Here is a 25,326-nt window from a genome sequence, read left to right on the forward strand (position 1 = left end):
GTCGCGCGCCCGGCTCCTCCGTATGGTCCCGTGCCCATTCAAAACGGCACCGGGCCAATCGCCGATTGCGGCGCTACCGGCGGGAACGCGATCTGGCCGGTCTGGCGTTGCAGCGAATAGCGCACGTAGACGCCGGCATACCACTGGCTGTAGTCACGCGCGTTGTCGAGCCCGACCAGGCCACCCACAAACAGCTGCTGGGCCGCCTGGTACTCCACCGAGCCAACCAGATTGTAGGCCACGCCAGTCTTGGACTGGCCCGGATATACCGCCTTGGTCGAGCTGGTCAGGCCGGCCTTGAAGGCCGTCGCCGCCGCGGCATTGGCGGCCGACTGGGCGCCGGCATCGGTCGGGAAATAGTTCGAATCATCCTCGCGGAAGGCCTGCATGCCGAGCCCGCCGCGCACATTGTAGGCCAGCCGCCCGCTGCGGCCCGCCAGCGAGAGCGGCACCGTCACGGCGAAGTACGTCTGCGGGCTGAAATRACCGCCCTGCCCAAACGTGAAGTAGCGCAGGTTGTCCGAGTAGCCCATCGAGGTGAAGTTGACGCCGCTCATCAGCCGCTGCTCGGCGTTGTCGATCAAGCGCAGGTAGAAGCCACCGCCCCCTTCCCAGCGGTTGTTGCGCATGACGTTGTGCCCGGTCAGCACGCCGTAGCCGCCATAGCCGTAGAGGCCGAAGAGGCCATCGTCCCAACCAAGGTCGACGCGGCCGCCGCTGTTCATCACGCCACCCCACTGCAGGCCGACGCGATCGTCGCTGACGCCCGCGTAGGACAGCAGGCTGTCCGTCACGGGCCGGCGCGACGCGCCCAGCGACAGCGTGGTGCGCTGCGTCACCGGCAGGTTGAGGCGAGCGCCGGCGTTAACGTCGGTATAGCGGAAGCCCAGTGGCGTGCTGCCGATATCGGCCTTGAAATTGTCCGACTCGTAGGCCACACCGAGCGCCACCCCAAAAGCGTTCTGCGAGCCTGGCGAAGTGGACTGCAACGGCGTGCCATTCAGGTTGACCGGCGCCCCTCCCACCGGGAAGGCCAGCGGACCGCCGCCAAATCGCGAGGCGCTGTTGTAGTCGCCGCCCACCGAGCCGGCGTCGAGCGCGACCGGCGTCACCCGTGCCACCAGCTTGCCATTGCCGGCGGCCATCTTGGCTTCTGCCACCACCTGCATTTCGGTGAGCTGGCTCATGCCAGAGTCGCCGTTGCGTCCACGCAGCGTGGGGCCGCCAGCAAAGGTGCTGCTGCGCTGCGCCTCGATCTCGCGCAGTTCTTCTTGCGCGGTCTTGGGCCCCACCGGATTCGCCTGCGAGTCGGCATCGGCCAGCCAGGGCGCGCGAGACTGCGCGCCGATCGGCTGGCGCGCTGGCGCGGCGGGCACGGGTGCCGCCGCGTAGCCGCCGGCCGGCGCCGCGTATTGCGCCCCTGGATACTGGGGAGCCGCCGCAGCCTGCGGGGCCGGATACGGTACGCCGGGCTGCTGGGCGGCCTGCGCGTTGCCCGGATAGGCCGGATAGGCCGGATAGGCCGGGGCCGGCGCCGGGTAAGCGGCATAGCCTTGATTGGGCTGCGTGGCCTGGTTAGCCGCCTTGGTGCTGCCGCGCGTGCTCTTGCCACGCGTGCCGGCGGTGCTGGAGGGGGCCTGCGCCGGGGCGGGCGCCTGCTGCGGATAGTAGGCTTGCGGCTGCTGGATCACGGGAGCCATCGGCTGCCCGCCGGCGGACACCGGCGCCGGGATATAGGGCTGCGAGGGCTGCCCGCCTGCATTCATCATCACCGGCGCCGGGATCATCGCGGGCTGGGGCGCCGCCACGGCACGGCTGGGGCCTGGCACAACCGGATAGGGCGCTTGCGAGCCGGGCGGCGGCAACTGCGAGCTATCGCGCTGGCCGGGCAATCCGACAAACGGGTTGGACGGCACGCGGTCAAAGCCCGCGCCACCCGGGCGTGCGGAGCCGCTCGAAGTGCCCAGCGCGTTCTCGGCGGCCACCGCCGCGCGGAAATAGTCCGCCGCGCGCGAGGTCTTGCCCTCGGCGCGGTAGAGCCGCCCGGCGGCGGTCAGCACCTTGGGCGAGTTGGGCGCCTGCGCCAGCGCCATCTGCAGCGTGCCTTCGGCCCAGCTGTATTCCTTGGCGGCGGTGGCGGTGCCGATGGCCGCCAGCATCAGGTCGAGGTTGCGCGGATCCTTCTCCAGCACGCTCTCGTACAGCGTCAGTGCCTTCTTGTTCTCGCCGGCCTGGGCGTACATGCGCGCCAGGCTGGCACGCACGGCGCCGTTGCCCGGACGCTCGGACAGCGCCGGCGCCAGCATGTCGTAGGCGGCCACCAGGTCGCCGCTCTCGGTCAGCGCGTCGGCCTGCCGCACGATATAGGCCACGCGCAGGTCGTCGTAGTCGCGGCGCTGCGATGCGCTCATGCTGGCGTTGGCGAGCTGGCGCAGCACGCCGGCCAGTTCCACGTCCTGTTTGGTCTTGAGCAGGATGGCCGCGTACTGCAGTTGCATGCCGACATCCGGGCGCACCGTGCGGCTCATCACGTTGCGCATCAGCGACAGCGCGCGCGCCTCGTCGCCGGCATCGGCGTAGGCCAGCGCCAGCGCGCCAAGCTGGTCTGCGTCCTGCTGGGCGTAGCGCTCGGTCTGTTGCAGCACGCCAAGCGCGGCGGCTTGCTGGCCGGCGGCGGCGAGTCCGCTGGCGCGGTCGGCTTCGGCGTGCACCCACAGGCGACGCTGCAGGGTGCCCATGTCACGGGTGCGGTTCTGCGGGGGAATACGCTCCAGCGCGTCCAGCCCGCTTTGCCAGTCGCCGGTTTCGGCGGACAGCAGCGCGCTGGCGTACAGCGCGTCAGGCATATTGGGATTGGACAGCAGCAAGCCGTCCATGACGCTGCGCGCCTGCTCCTTCAAACCCATCGCGGCATAGGCGCGCGCCACGTCCAGCCGTACCCACGGGTTGGTGGGATCGGCCGCCATGGCATCTTCCAGCGCGCGGCGGGCGCCGGCGGTATCGCCGCGCTGCAGCGCGGCGCGCGCCTGGCCGCGCGCTTCTTCCGCGCGCAGCTTGCCCAGCGAGCCAACCTTGTCCTGCTGGGCCGGCGTCAGGTTCTGCACGATGGCGAGCGCTTCGGCGCTCTTGTTCTGCGCCGCCAGCACGCCGATCAGGCCGCGCGTGGCATCGGGATTGTCGGGCTGTTGCTTGAGCACCCGCCGGTAAGCCGCTTCGGCCTGGGCGTACTGGCCCTCCTCGGCCATCACGTCGGCCAGCGCCACCTGCGCCGAAGGCTCGCGCGGGTCGAGCCTGATCGCGCGCTCCAGCAGGCTGCGTGCCTCGACGCGATTGCCCGCGCTGCGCGCGGCGCTTGCCTGTTCGGACAGCAGCCAGTACGTGGCGCTGTTCTGCGCGCTGCGGTAGCGCCCGCCCGCGCCATGCTTGGCAGCCTGGTCGAGAAAGTCCACGGCCTCGGCGAACTTCTCCTGCTTGAGCCGCAGCACGCCCATGCCGCCGAGGGCATCGGCGTCGCCGGGGTGTTGGGCCAGCGCGGCCTGGAAGCGTTCGCCGGCGCGCTCGAGGTCGCCGGCATCCATCGCGTCGAAGCCCTGCTGCACGATCTGGCGCACCGGGTTGCTGGCGGCGCCGGCGACCTGCGTGGCCTGCTGCTGTTGCTGCTGACCCTTGATCGCATCGAGCTTGGCGCGGATGGTGGCATCATCGGGATGGCTTGCCAGCCATGCCTGGTACATCGGCGCGTCGGCCGGGCGGCCGCCCAGCCAGGTCAGTGCCCGGCGCCAGCTCTCGCTGGCCGCGGCCGCTACGTCGCTGCTCTTCGAGAGCGCTTCAAGCTGGCGGATACCGTCGCGCCGGGTGGATTCGCGATAGGTCAGGTGTTGCGCCAGCGCGAGCTGGGCACGGTTGTCGGAAGGATTGGCGCGCGCCAGTTGCTCGAGGCCCTTGCGCGCCTCTTCCCAGCCTTGCGCGGTGCCGCCCAGCGTCTGGTAGTACTCCAGCGCCAGGTTGCCTTGCGGTACCGCGCCGCCCGCGGCCTGCTGGTAGCGCTTGACCGCTTCCTCGCTTTGGCCGCTGCGCGCCAGCTGGCGCGCCTGCTCGACCTGCCTGGTCTCGCCGCCGCTGCTGATCACCTGCGTCAGGCGCGCCACCAGCGGTGAGTTGGGCTGCGCCTTCTTCAGGCGCTCAAGGTAGGTGCGCGCACCGTCGGCGCGGCCCGCTTCGGTTTCGGCCACACCCATGCCGTACAGGGCTTCGGGCTGGTTCGGGTTAAGCCGCAGGATTTTCTGCCATGCTTCGGCGGCGCGATCGCTGCGCCCACGTTCCTGCCAGTACTTGCCCTGGTCCACCAGCAGCTTGACCGGGTCCTCCTGCGCGGTGGCTGCCGCGGCAAATACCGTCAGCAGGCTCAGCACCAGCGTCTTGGCGCGCAGGCCCCTGGCCCGCGCGGCGTCGCCGGAATTTGCCAGTCCGTGCGTCGCCCTGGATGCGGTCGCGCCTCCGGTCATGGCCGGGCGCTTGCGGTTCGACATGTCTTCTCCCACTCCAGCTCCAGTTGCCCCGAAGGCGCGAACCGGAAGCGGCCTTCGGCAAAGCCGAGGCCAAATAATCCCAATACGGTGTCGTAATACATGGCGGCGGGCTTGCCTTGCGCGGCATCGAGCATCGACTCGGCGCGCGTGCGTTGCACCGCTGCGGCCGGCGATCCCGCGGCCTGCAGGAAAGGCACCAGCGCGGCGGAGAAACCTGTCGGCCCTTCGCCTTCCAGCACGCCGCTGTCGGCGTGCATGCGCTCGGGCGGCGCGGCGCGCCCGGCCATGCGCTGCGCCTGCGGCGCCAGCGCCTTCATCAGCACGCGCCCGGCGGCGTCGCCGCGCGGCGTCATGCCGGCCCAGAGATAGACACGGATGGCATCGTAGCTGCTGACGTCGCCCTTGTCGGGGTCGGCAACAAAACCGCTGCCGGCATTGTCGCTGCGATAGGCCGACCAGTCCGGCACGATGCCCTGCCGGGCCACCGCCTCAACCAGCCTGCCAGTCTGCGTGGCCAGCGTGCCCCAGGGGCCGGCCGGCTCCGCGGCGGCCAGGCGGCGCAGCAGCGGGACGGGCAGGTAGCTGGCATTGAGGCGCCATTGGCGCGGGCCATCGGCCTTGCCTTGTGCGAAGCCCTGCGGCCCCGGCAACAGCATGGTGCCGAAGCCCGGCAGCGACACGACTTCGTGCTGCGCCGCCAGCTTGAGCAGCGCGCGCGCCGATTCGGCATAGCGCGGCTGGCGCCACAAGCGGGCAGCCTCGAGCAGGGCGAAGGCGAACCACAGGTCGGCGTCGGAGGCCGGATTGGCATCGATCACGCCCCACGAGCCGTCGGCGCGGTGGCCCCATTGCCAGGCGGGCAGCTTGTCCTGCAGGCTGCCCGCGCCCAGGTTGGCAATGCTCCACTGCCAGAGCCGGTCGAAGGTGGCGCGGTCGTTGGCCACCAGCGCGAACACCATGCCGTAGGACTGGCCCTCGGAGGTGCTTTGCTGCTCCTTGGTGGAAGGATCGACCACGCGCCCATCGGCCTGCACGAACCGCGACAGGAACTGCTGGTATAGCGGCCAGGCGCAGGCGGCGGGCGCGGCAGGCCTGGGCGTCGCCGCCCCTGCAAGCGCGGGCCAGCCGCCCAGTGCCGCCAGCGCGCCCAGCCCGGGCAGGCCAGCCAGCCAGCGGCGGCGCGGTTGATTCACGCGCAGTTGGTTCACGCTCACTTGTCTTCTCCCCGCTTGCGGCGGGCCGCGCGTGCCCGCAGCGACAGGAAGAGCAAGGCGGCCAGCAGCAGCGCGGACCCGCCGATCATCAGCACCATGGCCAGGGGCCGCTGCGAGAGCCACCACTGCACATAGGTCCAGGGCGGCAGCTTGCCCACGTAGTAGTTCTGCTGGGCCGCCAGGCTGTCGATCTCCTTGCCGCGCACCAGGGCCAGGCTGCCCTGCACGTTGGCGACCTGGTCGGGATCGAGCAGTACCTCCGTCATCGCCAGCAAGCCTTGCGGCGCGTTGCTGGTGACCGCGACCACGCTGCGCCCGGACGCCAGCGGCGACTCGAAGGCGCTGAGCGCGGCGTCGGTGCTGGCGCTGCTGATCGACATCCGTGCTTCCAGCGAACGGTTGCGCGTGCCGTCCGCGCCGTTCCACCAGCCTGCTACGGTCGAGACAATATCCGTCAGCGAGAAGCGCTTTTCATTGCCCCCCAGCGACACCGGCATGCGCTCGGCCCACTGCGTGAACAGCGGCTGGCTCTGCGTGGTGCCGATCACCAGCAGATCGCGCGCGGACTGCTTGTCGACCTGCGCCGCTACGCTCACGGCCACGCCGGTAGCGGGATAGCCGGTGGACTCACCCATGCGCCCCATCAGCGTGAGATAGGTCGAATAGTCCTCGGCGGCCGGATTGTCCGGCAGAATCACCGCGGTCTCGGACAGATCGGCCATCCGCGTGAACGGGAAGCCGCTGTTGCCGAACACCGCCAGGTCGGGCAGCGCGATAAAGTGCGGCAGTCCGGAGATGTTGAGGGTCGAATCCGGATCGATGGCGCCCTTGACGTTGTCGAGCAGCACGTCCTTGCAGGCACCCTGCTTGAGATAGTCGTAATAGAAGTGGAACTGCAACTGCGAGTGCGCGGGCAGCATGAACAGCGGCAGGTCGATGTGTTCGCTGACCGGCACCGAGCCATCCGGCAGCACCTTGGCCAGCAACTGGCTGGCGCGGCCATCCTGGTTCTTCACCGAGCGTAGCGGATAGGCACGCAGGAACTGGTTGCTGACGTTGATATTGAGCGTGGACTTATCCACCACCGGGCGCGGCGTATAGCGGTACTTCAGGTCGATCGGGATGCCCTTGGTGCGCCAGCCGAACAGGTCGGGCGGCAGGCGGAAATTCACGCGCACAAGGTCGGGGTTGTAGCCCGAGACGTTGAGGTCGCGCACTTCGGCGAGTTCGCCGAAACGCACCGGCCGGTCGCTGCGGATCCAGTTCGGCGCGTCGTAGGGCACGCGCGGCGCCACGTCTTCGAGCTTGTTGATGGTGGCACTCTGCCCCGACAGCGCGCGGGCGCCGAGCGTGAGCGCTCGCGCCGCGGTCTTCAACTCGGCGCTGTCGCGCCCCATCACCAGCAGCAGCTTGGCGTTGGCATCGCCCGGATTGGGCACCACCGCGATCGACGGCCCGTTGATGGCGGGCACCTGCACGCCCGCTGGCTTTTCCTCGTTGGTAGCGAACACCACCGCATTGCCTTTGGCCGGCACCTGGTTCAGCGTGGCGGCAAACGATGCGCCGCGATAGCCGGCCAGCGCGCCGAACCACGACGAGACGGTTCCCGCCGCTTCCAGCGTGGCCAGCGACGGCGCGCCGGCGAATACGAAGGGCAGCCTGAGGCGGCCGACGTCGCGGCGATCGAAGAACGGCAGCGGCAGCAGCGACAGCTCGTTGGCCAGTGCCAGCGGCGTCAGCGTGAGTTCCAGCACGCTGCTATTGCCGACGGTGGCCCACAGGCTGGAGTGGAAAGGATCCTCGCAGTCGGTGGTGTAGTGGCCGATCAGTTGCAGGTTGAGGCGGTTGAACTCGGAGATCAGCCGCGGATCGATCGGCACCTCGCGCTCCAGGCTGGTGCCAGCGGTCTCCTTGGGCACCGGTACGGTACCGGCGACCTCGCCGTTGACCATCACGTTGATATGCGACAGCGCCGGTATCAGCGCGGGCGAATAGGTGTATCGCAACTTGAGCCGGGCCGAGGTCACGATCTCGTCGGCGCGGACCGAGAACGGCACGCCATTGATGGCGTCCACGCCGCGCAACTGGAAGGGCGCGGTGGCGCCCAGTTGCTTGAGYGTGAGCTGGAGGGTGCGCGCGCCGCTGCGGGGCGCGCCCGTGGCGGCCTGCGCGGCGCTGGCGGCAGGCGCCTGCGCCGCTACGGCGTCACGTGTGGCATCGGGCACGCCGGCGCGCTGGGCGCCAGCCGGGTTGACCGTCAGCATGGCGAGCGCGAGCAGCGCACCCAGGCGGGTCAATGCTGGCAAGCGCGCGGGTGGCCTTGTGGACAAGCGTGCGGGCAGGCGTGGTGTCTTGGTCAAACGCATTCTCTTCTTTCTTGCCAGTGGTCCGGTGCGTGGTCAGATCGCCGCTCCCCATGGGGCGGGGAAGCGGCACGTGGGCCGCTCAGGCCAATCAGTTTGCGGAGGCGCCAGGTTCGGGCCGCCGCAGCAGGCGGCGCATTTCTCGGCCCAGGTGGAACATCACATTATGGAAACCGAGCAGGCCGATGCGCAGGATCTGGCCGGCGGCCAGCCCCGGCGCATCCACACGCTTGCGGCCCCAGGAATCGATCCACGCGTCGGCACGCGCGAAGGTGCATTGCACGAAGGCCAGTTCCTCGCGCGGACTCATCTCCGCCAGTTCCAGGCCAGTGTGCGTCTCGCCCTGGAACACCACCTTGGCGGGGAATATGTGTTCGTCGTCCTGCAGGTAAAGCGATATCTGCACCGGCTCGCCCACGGTGGCCTTCATGCCCGGCGGCAGCYGCATGCCGATGCCGCCTTCGGCAAAGTCGATGGTTTCGCACACCAGCGCGCGGCCATCGGCGAAATGGAGCGTGGCGGGCAGCYTCATCGCAACCCGGTGCGCCACGCGGATCTGGCGCGTCTCGCTGGCGACAGCGATGGAGGCACCAAGGATGATCAGGTTGTAGAACGTCCAGATCAGGTTGAGCACGACCGTGGTGGCCTCGAACTGATTCCACAGGAACAGCCGCAGGAAACCCACCACCACGCCCAGCAGGTTGAACAGCAGCAGCACCAGGTAGGGCCGTGATATCACCCAGTCGAAGTAGGCTTCCTCGATCACCCCGCCCTTCGGCGTCACGTTGAACTTGCCGGCCGCGGGGTTGACGAAGGCCACCAGCACGGGACGCATGATGTACCAGGCCAGCACGGATTCGTAGACCTCGTTCCAGAACGAATGCCGGAACTTGCCCTGGATGCGCGAGTTGGTCATGTTCGCGTGCAACAGGTGGGGCAGCGCAAAGATCGCGATGGTCAGCGCCGAGGCCTGGATCACGTGGGCGCCGAACAGCAGGTAGGCCAGCGGCGCGGTCAGGAACACCAGCCGCGGCAGGCCGTAGAAGAAGTGCAGCATGGCGTTCAGGTAGCACAGCCGCTGCGGCAGCGACAGCCCGGGCCCGAACAGCGGATTGTCGACCCGGCAGATCTGCGCCATCCCGCGCGCCCAGCGGATGCGCTGGCCCACGTGCCCGGACAGGCTCTCCGTGGCCAGCCCCGCGGCCTGAGGGATCGCCAGGTAGGCGGTACCGTAGCCCTTGCGGTGCAGCTTGAGCGCGGTGTGGGCGTCCTCGGTCACGGTTTCCACTGCGATGCCGCCCACTTCCAGCAGCGGCGCGCGGCGGATGATGGCGCACGAACCGCAGAAGAAGGTGGCGTCCCACAAGTCGTTGCCGTCCTGCACCAGGCCATAGAACAGCTCGCCCTCGTTAGGCACCTCCTGGAAGGTGTGCAGGTTCTTCTCGAACGGATCGGGCGAGAAGAAATAGTGCGGCGTCTGCAGCATGGCCAACTTGCGGTCCTTGATGAACCAGCCCATGCAGATCTGCAGGAAGGACCGCGTGGGAATGTGGTCGCAATCGAAGATCGCCACATACTCGCCGTGCGTGCTCTTGAGCGCTTCGTTGATATTGCCGGCCTTGGCGTGGCGGTTGTGGTTGCGCGTGATGTGGGTGACGCCGACCTTCTCGCAAAATTCGCGGAATTCATCGCGCCGTCCGTCGTCCAGCACGTAGACGTTGATCTTGTCTCGCGGCCAGTCCAGCGACATGGCGGCGAACACCGTCGGCTTCACCACCGACAGCGGTTCGTTGTAGGTGGGGATGAAGATATCCACGGTGGGCCAGCTGGCGACGTCCGCAGGCATCGGAACCGGGCGGCGCTTGAGCGGCCAGGCGGTCTGGAAGTAGCCCAGCATCAGCACCACGAAAGCGTAAAGCTCGGCCAGCACCAGGCCGATGCCGAAGGCGGCGTCGAACCAGCCACCCAGCCCCACGGTTTCGGTCAGCCGCCAGTACATATAGCGGCTGGAAGCCGCGATCGACAGCACCACCATCATCAGGGTGGCAAGGTGCCCCTTGACCTTGTTCAGCCACACCGCCAGCGCGAAGCACACCGCGGCAAACCCGACCTGCTGCCAGAAATCCAGCGGCACGGTGACCACCAGCGCAAACATGGCCAGGCCGCACAGCAGCGCAAGCCACCGCGCAGGGGCACTGTCCCACAAGGGAAGCTCGACGAAAGTCGTGCCGAACCGCTGCAATAGGGACGACAGCCCGTTGGGCTTGTCCTGGTCCTGGTTCTGGTCCTTGCCTTTGGCCCGCGCGCTCTTGGGCGCGGCAGTGGCTATTGCCTTGGCTGGCTTCACGCGGCTTCTCCGTGGGCGGCCAACGCTTTCCGTATCCACGCAGCGCAGCGCTGCAGGTCGTGCGTGGCCTGGCTGTGAGGGTTGTATTCAAGCACGCTGCGATCGTAGGCAAGCGCCTCGGCCACGGCCTGGTCCTGGTGGATCACGCCCAGCACGCGCTCGCCGAGCTGGGCGCGCAGCACCTGCACCACGTCCTTGCCGAGCTGGCGGCTCACGTCGACCTGGTTGATCACCAGCACGTGGCCCAGGAAATCCGGCCGGCCCTCGCAATAGGTGCGGATCAGGTCTTCCATCAGGGGCAGCGTGGCGTAGGACGCCGCATCCGGCAGCGACACCATCACGCACAGCCGCGCACACGACAGCACCTGTCGCATGTAAGGCGACGGACCGGGCGGCGTATCGATCACGACCACGTCATCGCGACCCAGGCCCAGCGCGGCAAGCTCGGTGCGCAGCCAGCCCGGGTGGGTGGCCAGGTGCGCTTCAAACGCGGAGCGGTCCGCCTCGTTCAGCGCGCCGAACGGCACCACCAGCACGCGCGAACGGCCTTTGTACATGCTCTGCTGCCAGGCTTCGCCAGCCAGGGTCGCCCGCGCATGGCCCGCGACCTCCTGTGGCGGCATGCCGAAGTGCAGGCGCAGGGCATTCTGCGGATCCAGGTCGACGGCAAGTACATTCTCGCCGGCAACGGCAAGCGCTTCGGCCAGGTTGGCCGACAACGTGGTCTTGCCCACGCCGCCCTTGGCCGAAACTACAGCAATGATCTTCACGAGCGATTCAGCCGATCAAGAAAGGAGCGGCGCGCCGGCGCGCGCTCGCTGGTTGCGCCTGGTTCCTTGCGGCCTTCAAGCCGCGCGAATACCTTGTTCAGTTCCGTGCCGGTGCCGGGGGTGTGGTTCGGATCCACCGGCGCCCACAAGCTGCTTTGCTGCGGTGCGGGAATCGCGGGGCCTGACACCGCTGCCGGTGCGGCAGGGATTGCCTGCGCCGGCGCGGCAGGCGTGAGCGGCCTCGCGGCCGGCGCCAGAGGCGCCATGCCTTCCGGCGTGCGGAATCGGGGCTCCATCCCGGAGACTGCCGTGTTCACGGCCGAAGGCGCTTCATGCCCCACATTTTCGCGGACCGGCCCCGCGGCCGGCCGCGGCTCGCTGGCGGGCACCGCGGCCCGCCACAGTGGCGCGGGCGATGCGGCCGGCTCCGCTGCCGGGCGGGCAAATTCATGCCCGGGCGGCATCGCGGGCTGGACTGCCGGCACCACGGCGGCGCGGTCGACGCGCATAGCCGACAGCAGCGGCCAGCGCTCGCGCGCTTGCGCCGCGGCGTCTTCGCGCACAATCTCTTTGTACGTCTCCGTCCTGCCGCCGAAGCGTTGGAACAGCTTGGACAAATCGTCGGATTGACTCATGGCATCTCACTCACGCAAGGATGGAGGGCGGTGCGCCGGGGCGGACCTGCGGCAAACCACCGCAGCACCTCAACGCCCAAACCGGAATTCAACGCATCCGGTGGGATCAATCGGCGTACTCTGGCTGACCCGCAGGGCCTCGGACGAGCCAAGCATACGAAACCAGTGTTGGTACGCCCCCTCCAGGAACGCCGGTGACCAGTCGTCGGCAGCGTCTCCGAGCGCCGCCTTCAGCGGTGCGCAGTAGTGCCGGATCACCAGGGCGCCGCCAGCATCCTCGATGCTGGTCCAGCCCCAGTCCACGTCCAGCCAGATTTGGGCAATGGCCCGTTCCAGTTCGGCGAGCGTGGCGCACTCGCCCGGGTCGAATCGTTGAGCAAAACGCGCACCGACGCGCCACATGACGGCGCGCAGGCTCGCCGGATCCATGCTTTCCGCCAGTTCCTCGCCCAACGCTGACAAGACGTCACGCCATTGCGATGAGCAATGGCGCTCAGTCAAATACTGAAGAATCGCTTGATTCACCCCGAGTTCCTGTTTTAAATACTCACCGAAAATATATTTATTGTTGAAGCCCATTTTGTTACCGCCCGGGCTTATCCGCAAATGCTTCGTGCGCAACAATAGTCCGTCGGCCGGCCATGTTTCATCCGTGCAACATGCAGCTCCGTGAGCTCGCAAAAAAAGATGCCCTACGATCACACCATGCAGGTTGAAATGTGTTATCAGCCACTCCGCCCCAACAGACTGGCCGGCCGGGGCGGACGGGCGTCGACAGACTGACAGCTTCCGGCTTCGGCGTGAACCCTCCCCCTCCACAAGCGGGGATATGCGACAGCTTTCGCCGCGCCGGCCCGCGACGCAGGCCGGCAGGTCCGGGGCGCAACGCGAGTTGTCCCGACATTTAGCGTTTGCATGGAATTTATGCTTGCTTCTATAAAACAAGGAGCGAAATAAGCGGCTCCCTTGTGTATTTTTTCCCCGCATACGGGGATTGACATTCATGCCTGCGGACAACGAACCGCGGCGGCGCGGCGTATTCTAAAGGCCTGAGCCCGCAACCCGCCGCTGCGGCCAGGACGCATTGCACTTCCAGCCGGCGCGGCAAAGCCAGGATCTTTTTCGGAGCCGTCCGCCGACCGAACAGGAGAATGCCATGTCCGAGCGCAAGCCAGCCGCCACCCGGATCGAAAAGGACAGCCTTGGCGACGTGCCGGTGCCGGCCGGGCACCTGTGGGGGGCGCAGACCGAGCGTTCGCGCCAGAACTTCCGCATCGGCACCGAGAAAATGCCGCCGGCGCTGATCGAAGCTTTTGCCATCCTCAAGCTCTGCGCGGCCCGCGCCAACCGCGAACTGGGCGTGCTCAAGCCCGAACTGGCCCATGCCATCGAACAGGCGGCGCAGGAGGTCATCGCCGGCAAATGGCCGGACGAATTCCCGCTCTCGGTCTGGCAGACGGGTTCCGGCACCCAGACCAACATGAACCTGAACGAGGTGATTGCCAACCGTGCGATCCAGCTGCTCGGCGGCGAGCCGGGCTCAAGGAAGCCGGTGCATCCCAACGATCACGTCAACGCCAGCCAGTCTTCCAACGACAGCTTTCCCACCGCGATGCATATCGCCGCCGCCCGCACGATCCAGTTGCTGTTGCTGCCTGCGCTGGAGACCTTGCGGCAGGCTTTCGGGCGCAAGGTGGACGCCTTCGCCGACATCGTCAAAGTGGGCCGCACGCACTTGCAGGACGCCGTGCCGCTGACGCTCGGCCAGGAATTCTCCGGCTACGAGGCCCAGGTGGGCGATGCCCAGTCGCGCCTGCAGCATGCCATGCTGCGCGCCATGCCGGTGCCCCAGGGCGGCACGGCGGTGGGCACCGGACTCAATGCGCCGCATGGCTTTGCCGCCGTGTTCGCGCGCGCGCTGGCCGACTTCACCGGCCTGCCGTTCGAGCCCGCGCCCAACCGGTACGCGTTGCAGGCCTCGCACGATGCGCTGGCCGACCTGTCGGGCGCGCTCAACACCACGGCGTCGTCCTTCCTGAAGATCGCGCGCGATTTCATGCTGCTTGGGTCCGGCCCGCGCGCCGGTCTTGCCGAACTGGTGCTGCCGGCCAACGAACCGGGCTCCTCGATCATGCCGGGGAAGGTCAACCCGACCCAGGCCGAAGCGCTGGCCATGGTGTGCTGCCGGGTGATCGGCAACCATACCGCCATCACGCTGGCCAACGGGCTTGGCACGCTGGAGCTCAACGCCTACAAACCGGTGATTGCGTACAGCCTGCTGCAATCGGTCACGTTGCTGGCCGACGCCACCGCGAGCTTTGCCACGCACATGGTGGAAGGCGTGGAACCGGATCGCGAGCGCATCGCCGAACTGCTGGCGCGCTCGCTGATGCCAGTAACCGCGCTCAATCCGCACATCGGCTACGACCGCGCCGCCGAGATTGCCAGCCTGGCGGTCAGGCGGAACCTGTCGCTGCGCGAGGCGGCACTGGCGTCGGGCCATGTTACCGAGGCCCAGTTCGAAGCATGGATAGACCTGAGCGGGATGACGCAGGAAACCTGAGGTGCCACGCCGCCCATGCGCCCCGTCCGGTGCAAAGTGCCCGGCTATCGTGGCGAAATCAGGCCGGCCCGCCGGCTCAGCGCTGCCCCATTTCGCACACGGCGCAGACGGCCACGGCAGCGCCACAGGTGAACACCAGCATCACCAGGACCACCAAGGCGTCGACAAAGCTCATGCTGCCTGGCGAACCCACGCCGACCAGCCGCCAGCAGATCCAGGCAATCCAGCCCAGCGCCGCGAGGGCACTGCAGACCGCCACGGCCACGCCGGCCCGGTGCGTCAGCCGGCGCCAGGTGGCGGCCGGCACGCGACTGCTTTCGCTCTCGTTTTGGTTTTCGCTTTCGTGATGGGATATGACGGTCTGCATCCGGAGTCTCCTTAGCCAAACCTGCCGCCTGGATAAACCATGCCTGGACCGGCATCACATGCGCCTGAGAGGAACCCCGCGCGGCAGGTAGCGCGCCGGGCCTTGAGGACACATTGGCCGATACGCCTGGGGTACCGTCCGAGGGGAAGTATGGTGCGGCGAATGCCGAGCCGCCATAGGTAACTGTCTGACACAGCCGCACGATCCGGTCCGGCGTGCCGGAATGCAAAAGCGTACCCGTTTCTGCGCACCTGCAAACGCGCCCGCAAGCGCCGGAAAAGCGTCTTGCCGACGGTCGGCGCGCCGGTCCGGCCAGGCCTACTTGCCCGCCGCCTTCTGGCGATAGCGTGCGAGTTCGGCGCCCAGCCAGGGGCCGCTCTCCACCGGCTGCGCCTGGCCGCACTTCACCAGGTAGGGCTTGCCGCTGACGCTGCTCTTGCTAGCCCCCAGCTCGATGAAGCGTTCGCTAGTGGTGACGGCGCCCTTGTCGGCGAGGTAGTCGTATTTCTTCTTCAGGTGAGCGGCCGCGTCTGGCGCGGAATACCAGCTGCCGTTGCGGTTGAACTGGCAATTCGAGCCGGCGAGATAGGAGAACAGGTGGCTCACCTCAGCCTGCGTCGCAGGGGACGGCGCGGCCGCCGCCGCGGGGGCGGCCGGGATCGCCAGAGCAGTGGCTAACAACAAGGCAGACAGGAAGGCAGGTTTCATTGGGGGACCAGGAAGTCGCATCCGCCGCATTAGAACGGCATTCCTCAACCACTTCAAGTCATGCCGGGCCGTCCCGGCGGCAAAGCGTACCCGTTTCTGCGTGCGTTCGGCGCCTCGGTGCGAGGCTCAGCCGATGGCGCCGCCGCCATCCACCAGCACCGTCGAACCCGTCGCAAACCCCGTACCGGCCAGGTAGAGGATGGCCTGCGCCACATCCTCGGGCTGGCCGATGCGCTGCGCCGGCAGGCGCGCGGCCACGCTCTCGTACATGGCCTGGCGCGCGGCGCCGTCGAGCTTGTCCCACAACGGCGTGGCGATCAGGCCCGGAGACACGGTATTGACGCGCACCGGCGACAACTCCAGCGCCAGCCCGCGGCCCAGCGCGTCCAGCGCGGCATTGATCGCACCCTGCAGCACCGAGGCCTTGCTCGGGCGCACGCCCAGGAAGCCGGACACCATCGTCAGCGAGCCCCGCGCGCGAATCGGCACTGCGCGCGCCACGCGGTAGGCGCCCCAAAACTTGCTGTCCATCGCGGCATAAGCGTCGGCCAGCGGCAACTGGCGCACCGGGCCGGTCGGCGTTTGCGCGGCGGAGATCACCACGTGGTCCCACGGTTCGGCGGTGCTCATGAATTGCGCCACGCTGGCGTCGTCGGTGATGTCCAGCGTGGCGCCCGTCACCGTGCCTGCGCTGCCAGCCAGGCCCCGCACGGCGGCATCGACCTTGTCCCGCGAGCGCGAGGCAATGGTGACGTTCGCGCCGCGGGCGGCAAAAGCGGTGGCCGTGGCCAGGCCGATGCCGGAACTGCCGCCAACCACCAGCACCCTGGCATCCTCGAAATCGGGGAACATGGCAAGACTCCTTTAATCGTCAACCGATGAGGGAGAAGGGAAGGCCTCCTCCGTTCCGGTCATTATGATCATGCGGCGCCGTCCGATCATCCACCCTGGATTGGAAGCACTCTTGGCGGAAATTTGATAATCGGCCCCCATCCGCCCCGCGCCGGCAAGCCTGGCGCAGCGCCGCTACAATGCCGCGGTGCAGCTTAGGCCCCGCCCCTGGAGCCAGCCGCCCTCTTTCCGCCCGTCGCCGGCGGTCCCAGAACATCCCGCCCAACATGAAGCCGCTCCTGCTCGTCCTCAGCCACGTCAGCACCGAACACCTTTCCTGGATTGCCGAACAATACGAGGTACGCTACGCGCCCGACAGCGCCAGCCGCACCACCCAGATCAAGGAGACCGGCGCCAGCGTACGCGCGGTGCTGACGATCGGCTCGGCGGGCCTAACCGCCGCCGAAATCGACGCCATGCCCGCGCTGGAGCTGGTGTGCGCGCTGGGCGCCGGCTACGAGAACATCGCCGTGGCCCATGCGCGGGCGCGCGGCATCACGGTCGCCAACGGCGCCGGCACCAACGACAGCTGCGTGGCGGACCACGCCATGGCGCTGCTGCTGGCCAGCGTGCGCGCCATACCGGTGCTGGACCAGGCCACCCGCGCCGGCAAGTGGCGCACCGCGTTGCCGCTGCGCCCCAATGTGTCGGGCAAGCGCCTGGGCATCCTTGGCCTGGGCACCATCGGGCGGCGCATCGCGCAGCGCGGGCTGGGCTTCGACCTGGAAGTGGGCTATCACAACCGCACGCCGCGCGGCGATGCGCCGTTCCGCTATTTCGATACGCCTGGCGCGCTGGCCGAATGGGCCGACTACCTGGTGATCGCAACGCCCGGCGGCTCCGGCACCCGGCACCTGGTCGACGCCGGGGTGCTGGCCCGGCTCGGCCCGGGCGGCTTCGTGGTCAATATCGCGCGCGGCAGCGTGCTCGACACCGCGGCACTGGCCGACGCCCTGCGCGCAGGCAAGCTCGGCGGCGCCGGGCTCGACGTGTACGAGACCGAGCCCGAGCCGCCGGCCGAATTGTTCGACTGCCCCAATGTGGTCCTGACCCCGCACATGGCGGGCTGGTCGCCGCAAGCCATCGCGGCATCGGTGCGGCAGTTCCTGGAGAACAGCCGGCTGCACTTTGCCGGGGAGCCGGTACTCACGCCGGTAGGCTGATACGGGAGGCGGCGCGATTCAGCCCGCGGGAAATTCCACCCGTACGCGCAGCCCCGGCGCCGCGTCTTCCAGCGCGACGCGCGCGCCGTGCGATTGCGCGATCTCCGCCACAATGGCCAGACCCAGCCCGCTGCCTCCGGTGGGGGCTTCCGGCACACGGTAGAAGCGGTCGAACACGCGCGCGCGCTCGGCGGCCGGAATCCCCGGACCGTCATCGCGCACCACGAGTTGCACCGTGTCCGCGGCCGCGCCGGCCGCCACGGCCTTCACGCGGCAGGCCTGCACATCGATCTTGCCGCCGGCCGGCACGTAGCGCAGCGCGTTGTCGACCAGGTTGGTCAGCAGGATGCGCAGCGCATCCGCATCGCCGCGCACGATAGCCGGCCCGGCATCCGCGCCGGCATCCAGCCCCAGGTCGATCTGGCGATCGAGCGCGGCCTGGGTCATCTCGGCCACCACGTCTTGCGCCAGCGCGCGCAGGTCCACCGGCTCATGCGGCGGCGCCGCGGCGCCTGGCTCCTGGCGCGCCAGCGTCAACAACTGGGCCACCAGATGCGTCAACCGCTCCAGCCCCTGACGCAGCTTGCGCACGGCCTCCTGGCGTGCCTCGGCCGTGTCGGCGCGCTCCACCAGCTGGGCTTGCAGTTGCAGCGCCGCAAGCGGCGTGCGCAGCGCGTGCGCGGCGTCGGCGACGAAGGCACGCTGGGTATCAATGGCGTGCGACAGCCGCGCCAGCAACTGGTTGAGCGCCTCGGTCAGGGGCGCTATCTCGTCGGGCATGCTGCTGACGGCCAGCGGCGCCAGAGCATTGATGTCGCGCTGTCGCACCCCGGCGGCGATCTCCCGCAAGGGCCGCAAGCCACGCCCCACGGCAAGCCAGACCACCCAGCCGATCAGCGGCAGCAGCAACAGCAACGGCGCCACAGTACGCAACGCCATGCGCGCGGCCACCTGGCTGCGCGCCGACATGGGCTGGGCGATCTGCACCACGGCAGGCCCGAGCTGCACGCTGTAGATGCGCCATTCGCCTTCGTCGGTCCTGACATTAGAGAAGCCCAGCTCGGCCCGCGGCGGCAGGGCCGGATGCGTGTGCGAGAGATAGAGGCTGCGCCCCGAGCCGTCCCAGATATGGATCACCACGTCCTCGTCCGCATGGAACAGGCTGCCGCCGGGCGGCTCCGGCGGCGTAAACAACGGCGTGACCGGATTGGCGAACTGGCTGGGCAGCGCGGCGGCTACCTGCTTCATCTGGTAATCGAACAGCGCATTGGCTTCTTGCCGGGCCTGGCCATAGATCAGCAAGGTGGCAATGGCAATGCCGGCCAGCAGGCCCAGCGCCAGCCACCACAGCAGGGTTCTCTGGATGGAACGCATCAGCCCGCGCTCCCGGACGAAGACGGCGCGCCGTCCTCCAGCTTCGGCACCACATAGCCCACGCCGCGGATATTGCGGATCAGCGCCGCGCCGAATTTCTTGCGCAGCGCGTGGATGTAGACCTCCACCGTGTTGCTGCCCACTTCGTCGCCCCAGCCGTACAGGCGCTCTTCGAGCTGCGCCACCGACCACACCTTGCCGGGCCGCGCCAGCAGCGCGGACAGCAAGCCGAACTCGCGCGCCGACAAGCGCACCGGCTCGCCGTCGAGCGTGACTTCGCGGGTGACGGGGTTGATCACGATGCCGCCATAGCGCAGCAGCGGCTCCGCGCGGCCTTCGGCGCGGCGCATCAGCGCATGCATGCGCGCGGCCAGTTCCTGCAGGTCGAAGGGCTTGACGAGGTAATCGTCGGCGCCGGCATTGAGGCCCGCGACGCGATCGGCCACCGCGTCGCGCGCGGTCAGGATCAGCACCGGCGTGTTCACGCCACGCGCGCGCAGCGCGGCCAGCACCTCCAGGCCGGAGCGGCGGGGCAGGCCGAGATCGAGCAGGATCAGCGCGTAGCAGGCTTCGCCGTCCGGTCCGCCCGACTGGGTGGCGGCGGCAAGGCCAGCCTCGCCATCCTGTACCCAGTCCACCGCGAAGCCTTCCTGGCGCAGCGCCAGCTTCACGCTATCGCCGATCATGGCGTCGTCTTCCACCAGCAGCACTCGCATTGTCAGTTCTTCCGGTTCAGGCTGGCCTGGTTGGATTGGATTGTGCGTCGGGGAGTCCGTGAGCCATCGCCTCGGCCAGCGCCTGCGCCAGTCCTGGCAGGGCCGGGAAGCCGGCGGTGATCACGTAAACCGGCAGGTTTTCCAGGTAGGCGCGCATGCGGCCCTTCGCGGCAAACCGCGCGTTGAAGGCAGACGCCCGCAGCGCGGGCACGAAGCGCGGCAGGATGCCGCCGCCCAGGTAGACGCCGCCGCGCGCGCCGAGCACCAGCGCAATATCGGCCGTCACGGACCCCAGCAGGCCGCAGAACACGGCGAGCGCGCGCTCGCAGACCGGGTCGTGCCGGTGGAGCGCGCCTTCCGTTACCTGCGCCGGTGCGAGCTGCCGCGCCAGGGGCGTACCCGTTTCTGCGTGCAGCGCGGCGTGTGTCAGCGACAGTCCCATGCCCGACAAAAGACGTTCCGCGGAGACGCGCCCGAAGGCCTGGTGGGCCGCGCGCCAGGCGGTCCATTCGTCTTCGGTCTCCGGCATCAGCTCGATATGCCCGCCCTCGCCGGCCAGCGCCACGGCCGGGCCCGAGCGCGCCGGCACCAGTCCGGACACACCCAGGCCGGTGCCGGGCCCGACCAGCGCGCGCGGCGCGCCGGCCACGGCGGTGCCCGGGCGCAATAGCGTCAGGTCCTGCTCGCCGAGGTGTTGCAGACCCAGCGCCAGCGCGGTGAAGTCGTTGATCGCGAGCAGCAGGTCGAAGCCGAGCGAGCGCTGCATCTCAGAAATGGAAAACGCCCAGGCGTGATTGGTCAGCTTGACGCGATCGCCGGTCACGGGATTGGCAAGGCCGACCGCCGCGTAGCGCGGCCTGGCGCTGCCGGGCGGCAGCCCGCCGAGGTAGTGCAGCATGGCAGCCTCAAGCGAGGGGAAATCCGCCACCTTGAGCGCGGTCACGGGGCCGATGCGCTGCGGCGCGGTCTCCAGCGCGAAGCGCACATTGGTGCCGCCGACATCGCCCAGCAAGCGCGGATAGCCTTGCATGGCGTCAGGCCGAGAAGACATCGGTGCCGTGGCGATGCCGGCTCAGCACCAGGCTGACGGGCAGCGCCGGCGTGGGCCCCTTGCAGGCGCTGGCGAACACGGCTGCCTTGGCCGGCCCCGCGAACGACAGGAAAACGCGGTCGGCCGCCAGCAACGCCGCCAGGTTCAGCGTGATGCGCGCGTGCGGCGCCTCGCGCGGATGCGTCACCAGGTAGCCCGGCTGCGTGTCGGCCAGCGCCTGCTGCAGTTCGGGCGCCTCGGGAAACAGCGAGGCGGTGTGGCCGTCCTCGCCCATGCCCAGCACCACCACGTCGGGCTGCCGCCAGGCCGCATTCAGGCGCGCCACCGCGCTCGCCGGATCGGCCACCTCGGCGGCATCGGCCACCAGCGGCACGAAGGCCGCCTTGCCCGCGGCCTCGCGCAGCAGGTGGCGGCGCACCAGCGCGCCATTGCTGTCGTCATGGTCCGGCGGCACCACGCGCTCGTCGACCAGCGTGACAGTGACAGCGTCCCAGCGGATCGTGCGGTGGCGCAGGCGCTCGAACAGCGGCACCGGCGAGCGGCCGCCCGATACCGCCAGCACCGCCCAGCCGTTTACGCCGATGGCAGTCTCCAGCGCGTGGGCCACCGAGATCGCCATCGCTTCGGCCAGGTCCGCCTCGGAAGTATGTTCGTAGCGTCGCATGGTTTCTCCTGTTCGAGTGATGGTTGGCAAGGCTTGCAAGAACCTGCAAACAAAGCCGCGGCTAGACCTCTTCGTGCCAGAGCGAGCCGTCGCGCGACATCAGCGCGGACGAAGCGGCCGGCCCCCAGGTGCCGGCGGTATACGGCTTGGGCGGCACGGTGCTGTCCGCCCAGGTATCGAGGATGGGTTCGACCCAGCGCCAGGCCTGCGCCTGCTCGTCGCGCCGCACGAACAAACCCAGCCGCCCGCGGATGACATCGAGCAGCAGGCGCTCGTAGGCGCCGGCGCGCCGCACCTTGAAGGAGTTGGCGAAGTCCAGGTCAAGCGAGGTCCCGGTGAGCGCCACGGTATCGCCGGGCTGCTTGACCAGGAAATACAGGCGAATGCTCTCCTCGGGCTGCAGCCGGATCACCAGCCGGTTCTGCGGCGACAGGGTCAGCGGACGCGGGAAGATCGCATGCGGCACATCGCGGAAGTGGATCACGATCTCCGCCACGCGCGACTGCATGCGCTTGCCGGTACGCAGGTAGAACGGCACGCCGGACCAGCGCCAGTTGGCGATCTCGGCCTTGATGGCGACGAAGGTCTCGGTATGGCTGTCGGGCGCGATGCCCTTCTCGTCCAGGTAGCCCACCACCGGCTTGCCGCCCACCGCGCCGGCGCGATACTGCCCGCGCACGGTCTTCTCGGCCACGTCCTGCGGCGTGATGGGCTTGAGTGCCTTGAGTATCTTGATCTTCTCGTCGCGGATAGCATCTTCGGACAGGCTGGTGGGCGGCTCCATCGCCACCATGCACAGCAATTGCAGCAGGTGGTTCTGCACCATGTCGCGCAGCGCGCCGGTACTGTCGTAGAAGTCACCGCGCGTTTCCACGCCAAGCTCCTCGGCGATGGTGATCTGCACGTCCTGCACCCATTCGCGGCGCCATAGGGGCTCGAACAGCGCATTGCCGAAGCGGATCGCCATCAGGTTCTGCACCGACTCCTTGCCGAGATAGTGGTCGATGCGATAGATCTGGTCTTCGGCGAAGAACCGCGCCACCGCCGAGTTGATCGCATCGGAAGAATGCAGGTCGTGCCCGAGCGGCTTCTCCAGCACGATGCGGACATTGGAATGATTGAGCCCCGTACGCGCCAGTTGCTCGCAGATGGGCACAAAGATGTGCGGGCCCGTGGCGAGATAGCACACCACCACTTCGGGCGCGCGCTGGAGGACCTTCTGCGCCAGCGCATCGAAGTGCGCCGGCTCGCGGGCATCCGCCTGCACGTAGCTGATGCGGGCCAGGAAACTGGCCCAGGTTTCCGGGGGCGCATGCTCAAGGCCGGGCCGCACGCTTTGCTCCAGCGAGCCGACATAGTCCTCGGTGGTCAGGGGATGGCTGCCGGTGGCAAGGATGCGCGCGTTCGGGTGCAGCAGACCCGCCCGGTGCGCATCGAACAGCGCCGGCAGCAGCTTGCGCCGCGCCAGGTCTCCGGTGCCGCCGAACAGCACCATGTCGAAATCGGGCATGCTCACCCTGTACTCCTTGTCTTGGCCAGCGTAGATGCGGCGCAAGCACCTGGCGGGGCCCGTGAGGTCCCGGCAACGCCAGTGCGCGTCACTTGACTGAGTGACACGATGCGCCGCATAAGTTCCGGCCAGTTTACGTGAGTCGCCGCCGCTTGGCGAGGCATGGTGCGCATACGCCTCCCGGCGGGCACCGGGCCGCGATCAGCCGTCCAGCAGCGTCACCCACAGGCCGCGCGCCTGTAACTGGTAGGCGCGGGTGGCCTCGATCAGGGCGCGGCGGGGCGCCGGGTCCATGATGGCCTCGGGCAGCAGCGGATCGCGCACGATGGCGCGGATGATGGCGCGGCCCACCAGCATGGTCTCGCGCGCGGCGGCGTCGGGCGCCATGCGCGCCAGCTTGGACTGGCTGCGCTCCAGCTGCGCCAGCGCGCGGCGGTAGGCCGATTGCAGCGCCGGCACGTCCCACAGTTGTTCCATGCGCGCTTCGGCATCGGCGTCGAACTCGCGGCCGACGAAGAGCAGGCTGGCACCGGCCATGCCCAGCCGGGTCAGCGCCGAGCGCGTCGCCACGGCGCCGCCGGCGAGATTGTCGGGGCGCACATTGATGCCGGCCGCCAGTGTGCGGAAGCCGCACAGCGCCAGCGCGCGCGCATGATGCCGCCACGCGGTCTTCTCGCTGCGCGCGACTGCGGCGTCCTGCACCACCAGCCAGTCGCCCGCCCAGTGTTCCAGCCGGCTTTCCTTTTCAAACCAGTGCTCGACCTCGTCATAGACCGGATTGCCCTCCGGCAGCACCGCGTAGCAGCCGCGCTCCGTCTTGACGATGCGGCCCTGGCGCTGCAGCCGCGTCAGCGCCACGCGCACGCTGGGCGTGCCGATGCCCATCACCTCGGCGCCGCGCGCCAGCGCCTGCACCGGCAGGGTTCGTTCCGGGTGGCCGAAGAGCAGGTCCAGCACCAGGTCGGTGGCGGAGGGCTCGCGGATCTCTATTTCATGCATGAGCGGCAGCGGGGGCAATAAGGGCGGCAAGAAGTGCAGTGTCGGCAGCGTGAACGGTGAAGGGTAAACCACAAATATTTCTTCTAATTCCACATATATATCATTCTATGAAATATTTTGGTATTTGGAAAAACACCTAACCAACACCCCATCGCCACTTGATAAGCACGTTAACAATCCCAGGCACCGAGGACGCGAGCATGGATATTAAGCCCAACCCGTATGTCAGGACCGAAAGCGACGGCCCGGTCTTCACCATCATTCTGGATCGCGCCGACAAGCGCAACGCCGTGGACGGTCCCATGGCGCTGGCGCTGCGCGAGTCCTTCGCGCACTTCGAGTCCGACCCGGCCCTGCGCGTGGCGGTGCTGTGGGGCGCGGGCGGCCATTTCTGCGGCGGTGCCGACCTGTCGGCGGTGGGCGACCCCGCACGGCGCCACGAACTCGATCCGCAAGGCGGCGGCGCGGGCCCGATGGGCCCGAGCCGGCTGGCCCTGTCCAAGCCGCTGATCGCGGCGGTCAGCGGCTATGCGGTGGCGGGCGGGCTGGAACTGGCGCTGCTGGCGGACTTGCGCGTGGCCGAGCGCGGCGCTGTCTTCGGCGTGTTCTGCCGGCGCTGGGGCGTGCCGCTGATCGACGGCGGCACGGTACGGCTGCCGCGCATCGTCGGCATGGGCCGCGCGCTCGACTTGATCCTCACCGGCCGCGCCGTGCCCGCCGAGGAAGCGCTGGCCATGGGACTGGCCAACCGCCTCGTAGAGCCGGGCCAGGCCCGCGCCGCCGCCGAAGCGCTGGCGCACGAACTGGCCGCCTTTCCCCAAAGCTGCATGCTGACGGACCGCGCCTCCGCCTATGGGCAATGGGACCTGCCGCTGGCCGACGCCCTGCGAGCCGAAGGCGCCAGTGGCGCGCCGATCGTCTTCCAGGAAGGCATCCAGGGCGCCGCCCGCTTTGTCGGCGGCGCCGGGCGGCACGGCGATTTCACCGGCTGACACACGCACCGATACACGCGCGAATCCGGGATAAACGCAGCCCGGACGACCAAAGCGTACCCGTTTCTGCGTAAGCAATAAGACAGCCAGATGGCCCAGATCTCACTCGCGCGAGTTCCCCAACCTTCAATATCCGAGGACCAAAACAAGAGCGCAGCAACCAGACAACGATTCGGTGCAGCCGTGTGGAGCGCCCCCAAGGGCGGTCCACACCCCAGCGCGATGCGAAGCGAGCCGTCAAGGTGTACCAGGCCGTATGGGGCGCCTCGTCGGCAGGCAAAAAGAGCGGAAAAGAGGGGGCCATGTCTGAGCATCGCCTTAAGGTGTAATAGCCTAGACTAAATCTGACAGTGGTTGGTTATCCATGCCGCCGCACATCGGTGCGAAGGGCGTAGCCCAGAGTGCCAGTGTGCGGCGGAATCCACAAGGAGTCCGCCATGACTCAGGAACAGAAAGTCATCCGTGCCAAG

General features: G+C 68.5%; 19 protein-coding genes. 3 read left to right on the forward strand and 16 right to left on the reverse strand.

Annotation, left to right across the window (positions count from 1 at the left end; genetic code table 11):
* Window positions 1-38: 38 nt before the first annotated feature.
* The 7 genes from AC1DN0_RS27590 to bcsD form a co-directional block, all read right to left on the reverse strand.
* Complete coding sequence (locus AC1DN0_RS27590) at window positions 39-4,529, reverse strand: cellulose biosynthesis protein BcsC (protein WP_477146156.1); 4,491 nt, start codon at window positions 4,527-4,529, stop codon at window positions 39-41.
* Window positions 4,502-5,728, reverse strand: coding sequence for a cellulose synthase complex periplasmic endoglucanase BcsZ (gene bcsZ, locus AC1DN0_RS27595; protein WP_477101872.1), 1,227 nt, complete (start codon window positions 5,726-5,728; stop codon window positions 4,502-4,504). Before bcsZ ends, AC1DN0_RS27590 begins: the two co-directional genes overlap by 28 nt.
* Before the next feature lie 11 nt (window positions 5,729-5,739).
* Window positions 5,740-8,109, reverse strand: a complete 2,370-nt coding sequence (gene bcsB / locus AC1DN0_RS27600) for a cellulose biosynthesis cyclic di-GMP-binding regulatory protein BcsB (RefSeq protein WP_477111970.1) — start codon at window positions 8,107-8,109, stop codon at window positions 5,740-5,742.
* Window positions 8,110-8,197: 88 nt separating this feature from the next.
* On the reverse strand, window positions 8,198-10,453 hold the full coding sequence (gene bcsA, locus AC1DN0_RS27605; RefSeq protein ID WP_477146157.1) for a UDP-forming cellulose synthase catalytic subunit: 2,256 nt from the start codon (window positions 10,451-10,453) through the stop codon (window positions 8,198-8,200).
* On the reverse strand, window positions 10,450-11,223 hold the full coding sequence (bcsQ, locus tag AC1DN0_RS27610; RefSeq protein ID WP_035867614.1) for a cellulose biosynthesis protein BcsQ: 774 nt from the start codon (window positions 11,221-11,223) through the stop codon (window positions 10,450-10,452). Before bcsQ ends, bcsA begins: the two co-directional genes overlap by 4 nt.
* Complete coding sequence (gene bcsP / locus AC1DN0_RS27615; protein ID WP_477111972.1) at window positions 11,220-11,858, reverse strand: cellulose biosynthesis protein BcsP; 639 nt, start codon at window positions 11,856-11,858, stop codon at window positions 11,220-11,222. The genes bcsQ and bcsP overlap by 4 nt, the downstream gene beginning before the upstream one ends.
* A gap of 69 nt (window positions 11,859-11,927) precedes the next feature.
* Window positions 11,928-12,437, reverse strand: a complete 510-nt coding sequence (bcsD, locus tag AC1DN0_RS27620; protein ID WP_477101784.1) for a cellulose biosynthesis protein BcsD — start codon at window positions 12,435-12,437, stop codon at window positions 11,928-11,930.
* 577 nt (window positions 12,438-13,014) lie between these two features.
* Here bcsD and AC1DN0_RS27625 point away from each other — a divergent pair.
* On the forward strand, window positions 13,015-14,421 hold the full coding sequence (locus tag AC1DN0_RS27625; RefSeq protein ID WP_441636579.1) for a class II fumarate hydratase: 1,407 nt from the start codon (window positions 13,015-13,017) through the stop codon (window positions 14,419-14,421).
* 76 nt (window positions 14,422-14,497) lie between these two features.
* Here AC1DN0_RS27625 and AC1DN0_RS27630 read toward each other — a convergent pair whose 3' ends face one another.
* The 3 genes from AC1DN0_RS27630 to AC1DN0_RS27640 all read right to left on the reverse strand — a co-directional run bounded on the left by AC1DN0_RS27630 (window position 14,498) and on the right by AC1DN0_RS27640 (window position 16,348).
* A complete protein-coding gene (locus tag AC1DN0_RS27630; RefSeq protein ID WP_441636581.1) occupies window positions 14,498-14,788 on the reverse strand; it encodes a hypothetical protein in 291 nt (96 codons plus the stop codon).
* A gap of 318 nt (window positions 14,789-15,106) precedes the next feature.
* The gene (locus tag AC1DN0_RS27635) at window positions 15,107-15,496 is read right to left on the reverse strand and encodes a YfeK family protein (protein ID WP_441636583.1); all 390 of its coding nucleotides are present in this window, start codon (window positions 15,494-15,496) and stop codon (window positions 15,107-15,109) included.
* Between the two features lie 126 nt (window positions 15,497-15,622).
* A complete protein-coding gene (locus AC1DN0_RS27640) occupies window positions 15,623-16,348 on the reverse strand; it encodes an SDR family oxidoreductase (protein WP_441636585.1) in 726 nt (241 codons plus the stop codon).
* 266 nt (window positions 16,349-16,614) lie between these two features.
* On the opposite strand from AC1DN0_RS27640, the gene AC1DN0_RS27645 reads away from it, so the two are divergent.
* Window positions 16,615-17,550, forward strand: coding sequence for a 2-hydroxyacid dehydrogenase (locus AC1DN0_RS27645; protein WP_441636587.1), 936 nt, complete (start codon window positions 16,615-16,617; stop codon window positions 17,548-17,550).
* Between the two features lie 18 nt (window positions 17,551-17,568).
* Here the strand turns inward: AC1DN0_RS27645 and AC1DN0_RS27650 are convergent, their stop codons facing one another.
* The 6 genes from AC1DN0_RS27650 to AC1DN0_RS27675 all read right to left on the reverse strand — a co-directional run bounded on the left by AC1DN0_RS27650 (window position 17,569) and on the right by AC1DN0_RS27675 (window position 23,864).
* Window positions 17,569-18,924 carry an ATP-binding protein gene (locus tag AC1DN0_RS27650; protein ID WP_441636589.1) on the reverse strand — a complete coding sequence of 452 codons (1,356 nt, stop codon included), beginning with the start codon at window positions 18,922-18,924 and terminating at the stop codon, window positions 17,569-17,571.
* Entirely contained in the window at window positions 18,924-19,640 is a 717-nt protein-coding gene (locus AC1DN0_RS27655; RefSeq protein WP_441636591.1) for a response regulator transcription factor, read from the reverse strand. The genes AC1DN0_RS27650 and AC1DN0_RS27655 overlap by 1 nt, the downstream gene beginning before the upstream one ends.
* A gap of 16 nt (window positions 19,641-19,656) precedes the next feature.
* Window positions 19,657-20,670, reverse strand: a complete 1,014-nt coding sequence (gene glk / locus AC1DN0_RS27660) for a glucokinase (RefSeq protein ID WP_477101778.1) — start codon at window positions 20,668-20,670, stop codon at window positions 19,657-19,659.
* A 4-nt stretch (window positions 20,671-20,674) separates the two neighbouring features.
* Window positions 20,675-21,355: a 6-phosphogluconolactonase gene (gene pgl / locus AC1DN0_RS27665; protein WP_441636595.1), complete on the reverse strand. Its 681-nt coding sequence runs from the start codon at window positions 21,353-21,355 to the stop codon at window positions 20,675-20,677.
* A gap of 61 nt (window positions 21,356-21,416) precedes the next feature.
* Window positions 21,417-22,865 carry a glucose-6-phosphate dehydrogenase gene (gene zwf, locus AC1DN0_RS27670; protein ID WP_441636601.1) on the reverse strand — a complete coding sequence of 483 codons (1,449 nt, stop codon included), beginning with the start codon at window positions 22,863-22,865 and terminating at the stop codon, window positions 21,417-21,419.
* 201 nt (window positions 22,866-23,066) lie between these two features.
* Entirely contained in the window at window positions 23,067-23,864 is a 798-nt protein-coding gene (locus AC1DN0_RS27675) for a PaaX family transcriptional regulator (RefSeq protein WP_441636597.1), read from the reverse strand.
* Window positions 23,865-24,064: 200 nt separating this feature from the next.
* Here AC1DN0_RS27675 and AC1DN0_RS27680 point away from each other — a divergent pair, with 200 nt between their 5' ends.
* The gene (locus tag AC1DN0_RS27680; RefSeq protein WP_441636599.1) at window positions 24,065-24,856 is read left to right on the forward strand and encodes a crotonase/enoyl-CoA hydratase family protein; all 792 of its coding nucleotides are present in this window, start codon (window positions 24,065-24,067) and stop codon (window positions 24,854-24,856) included.
* Window positions 24,857-25,326: the final 470 nt, after the last annotated feature.

This window comes from Cupriavidus sp. 05N39 (assembly GCF_056397325.1).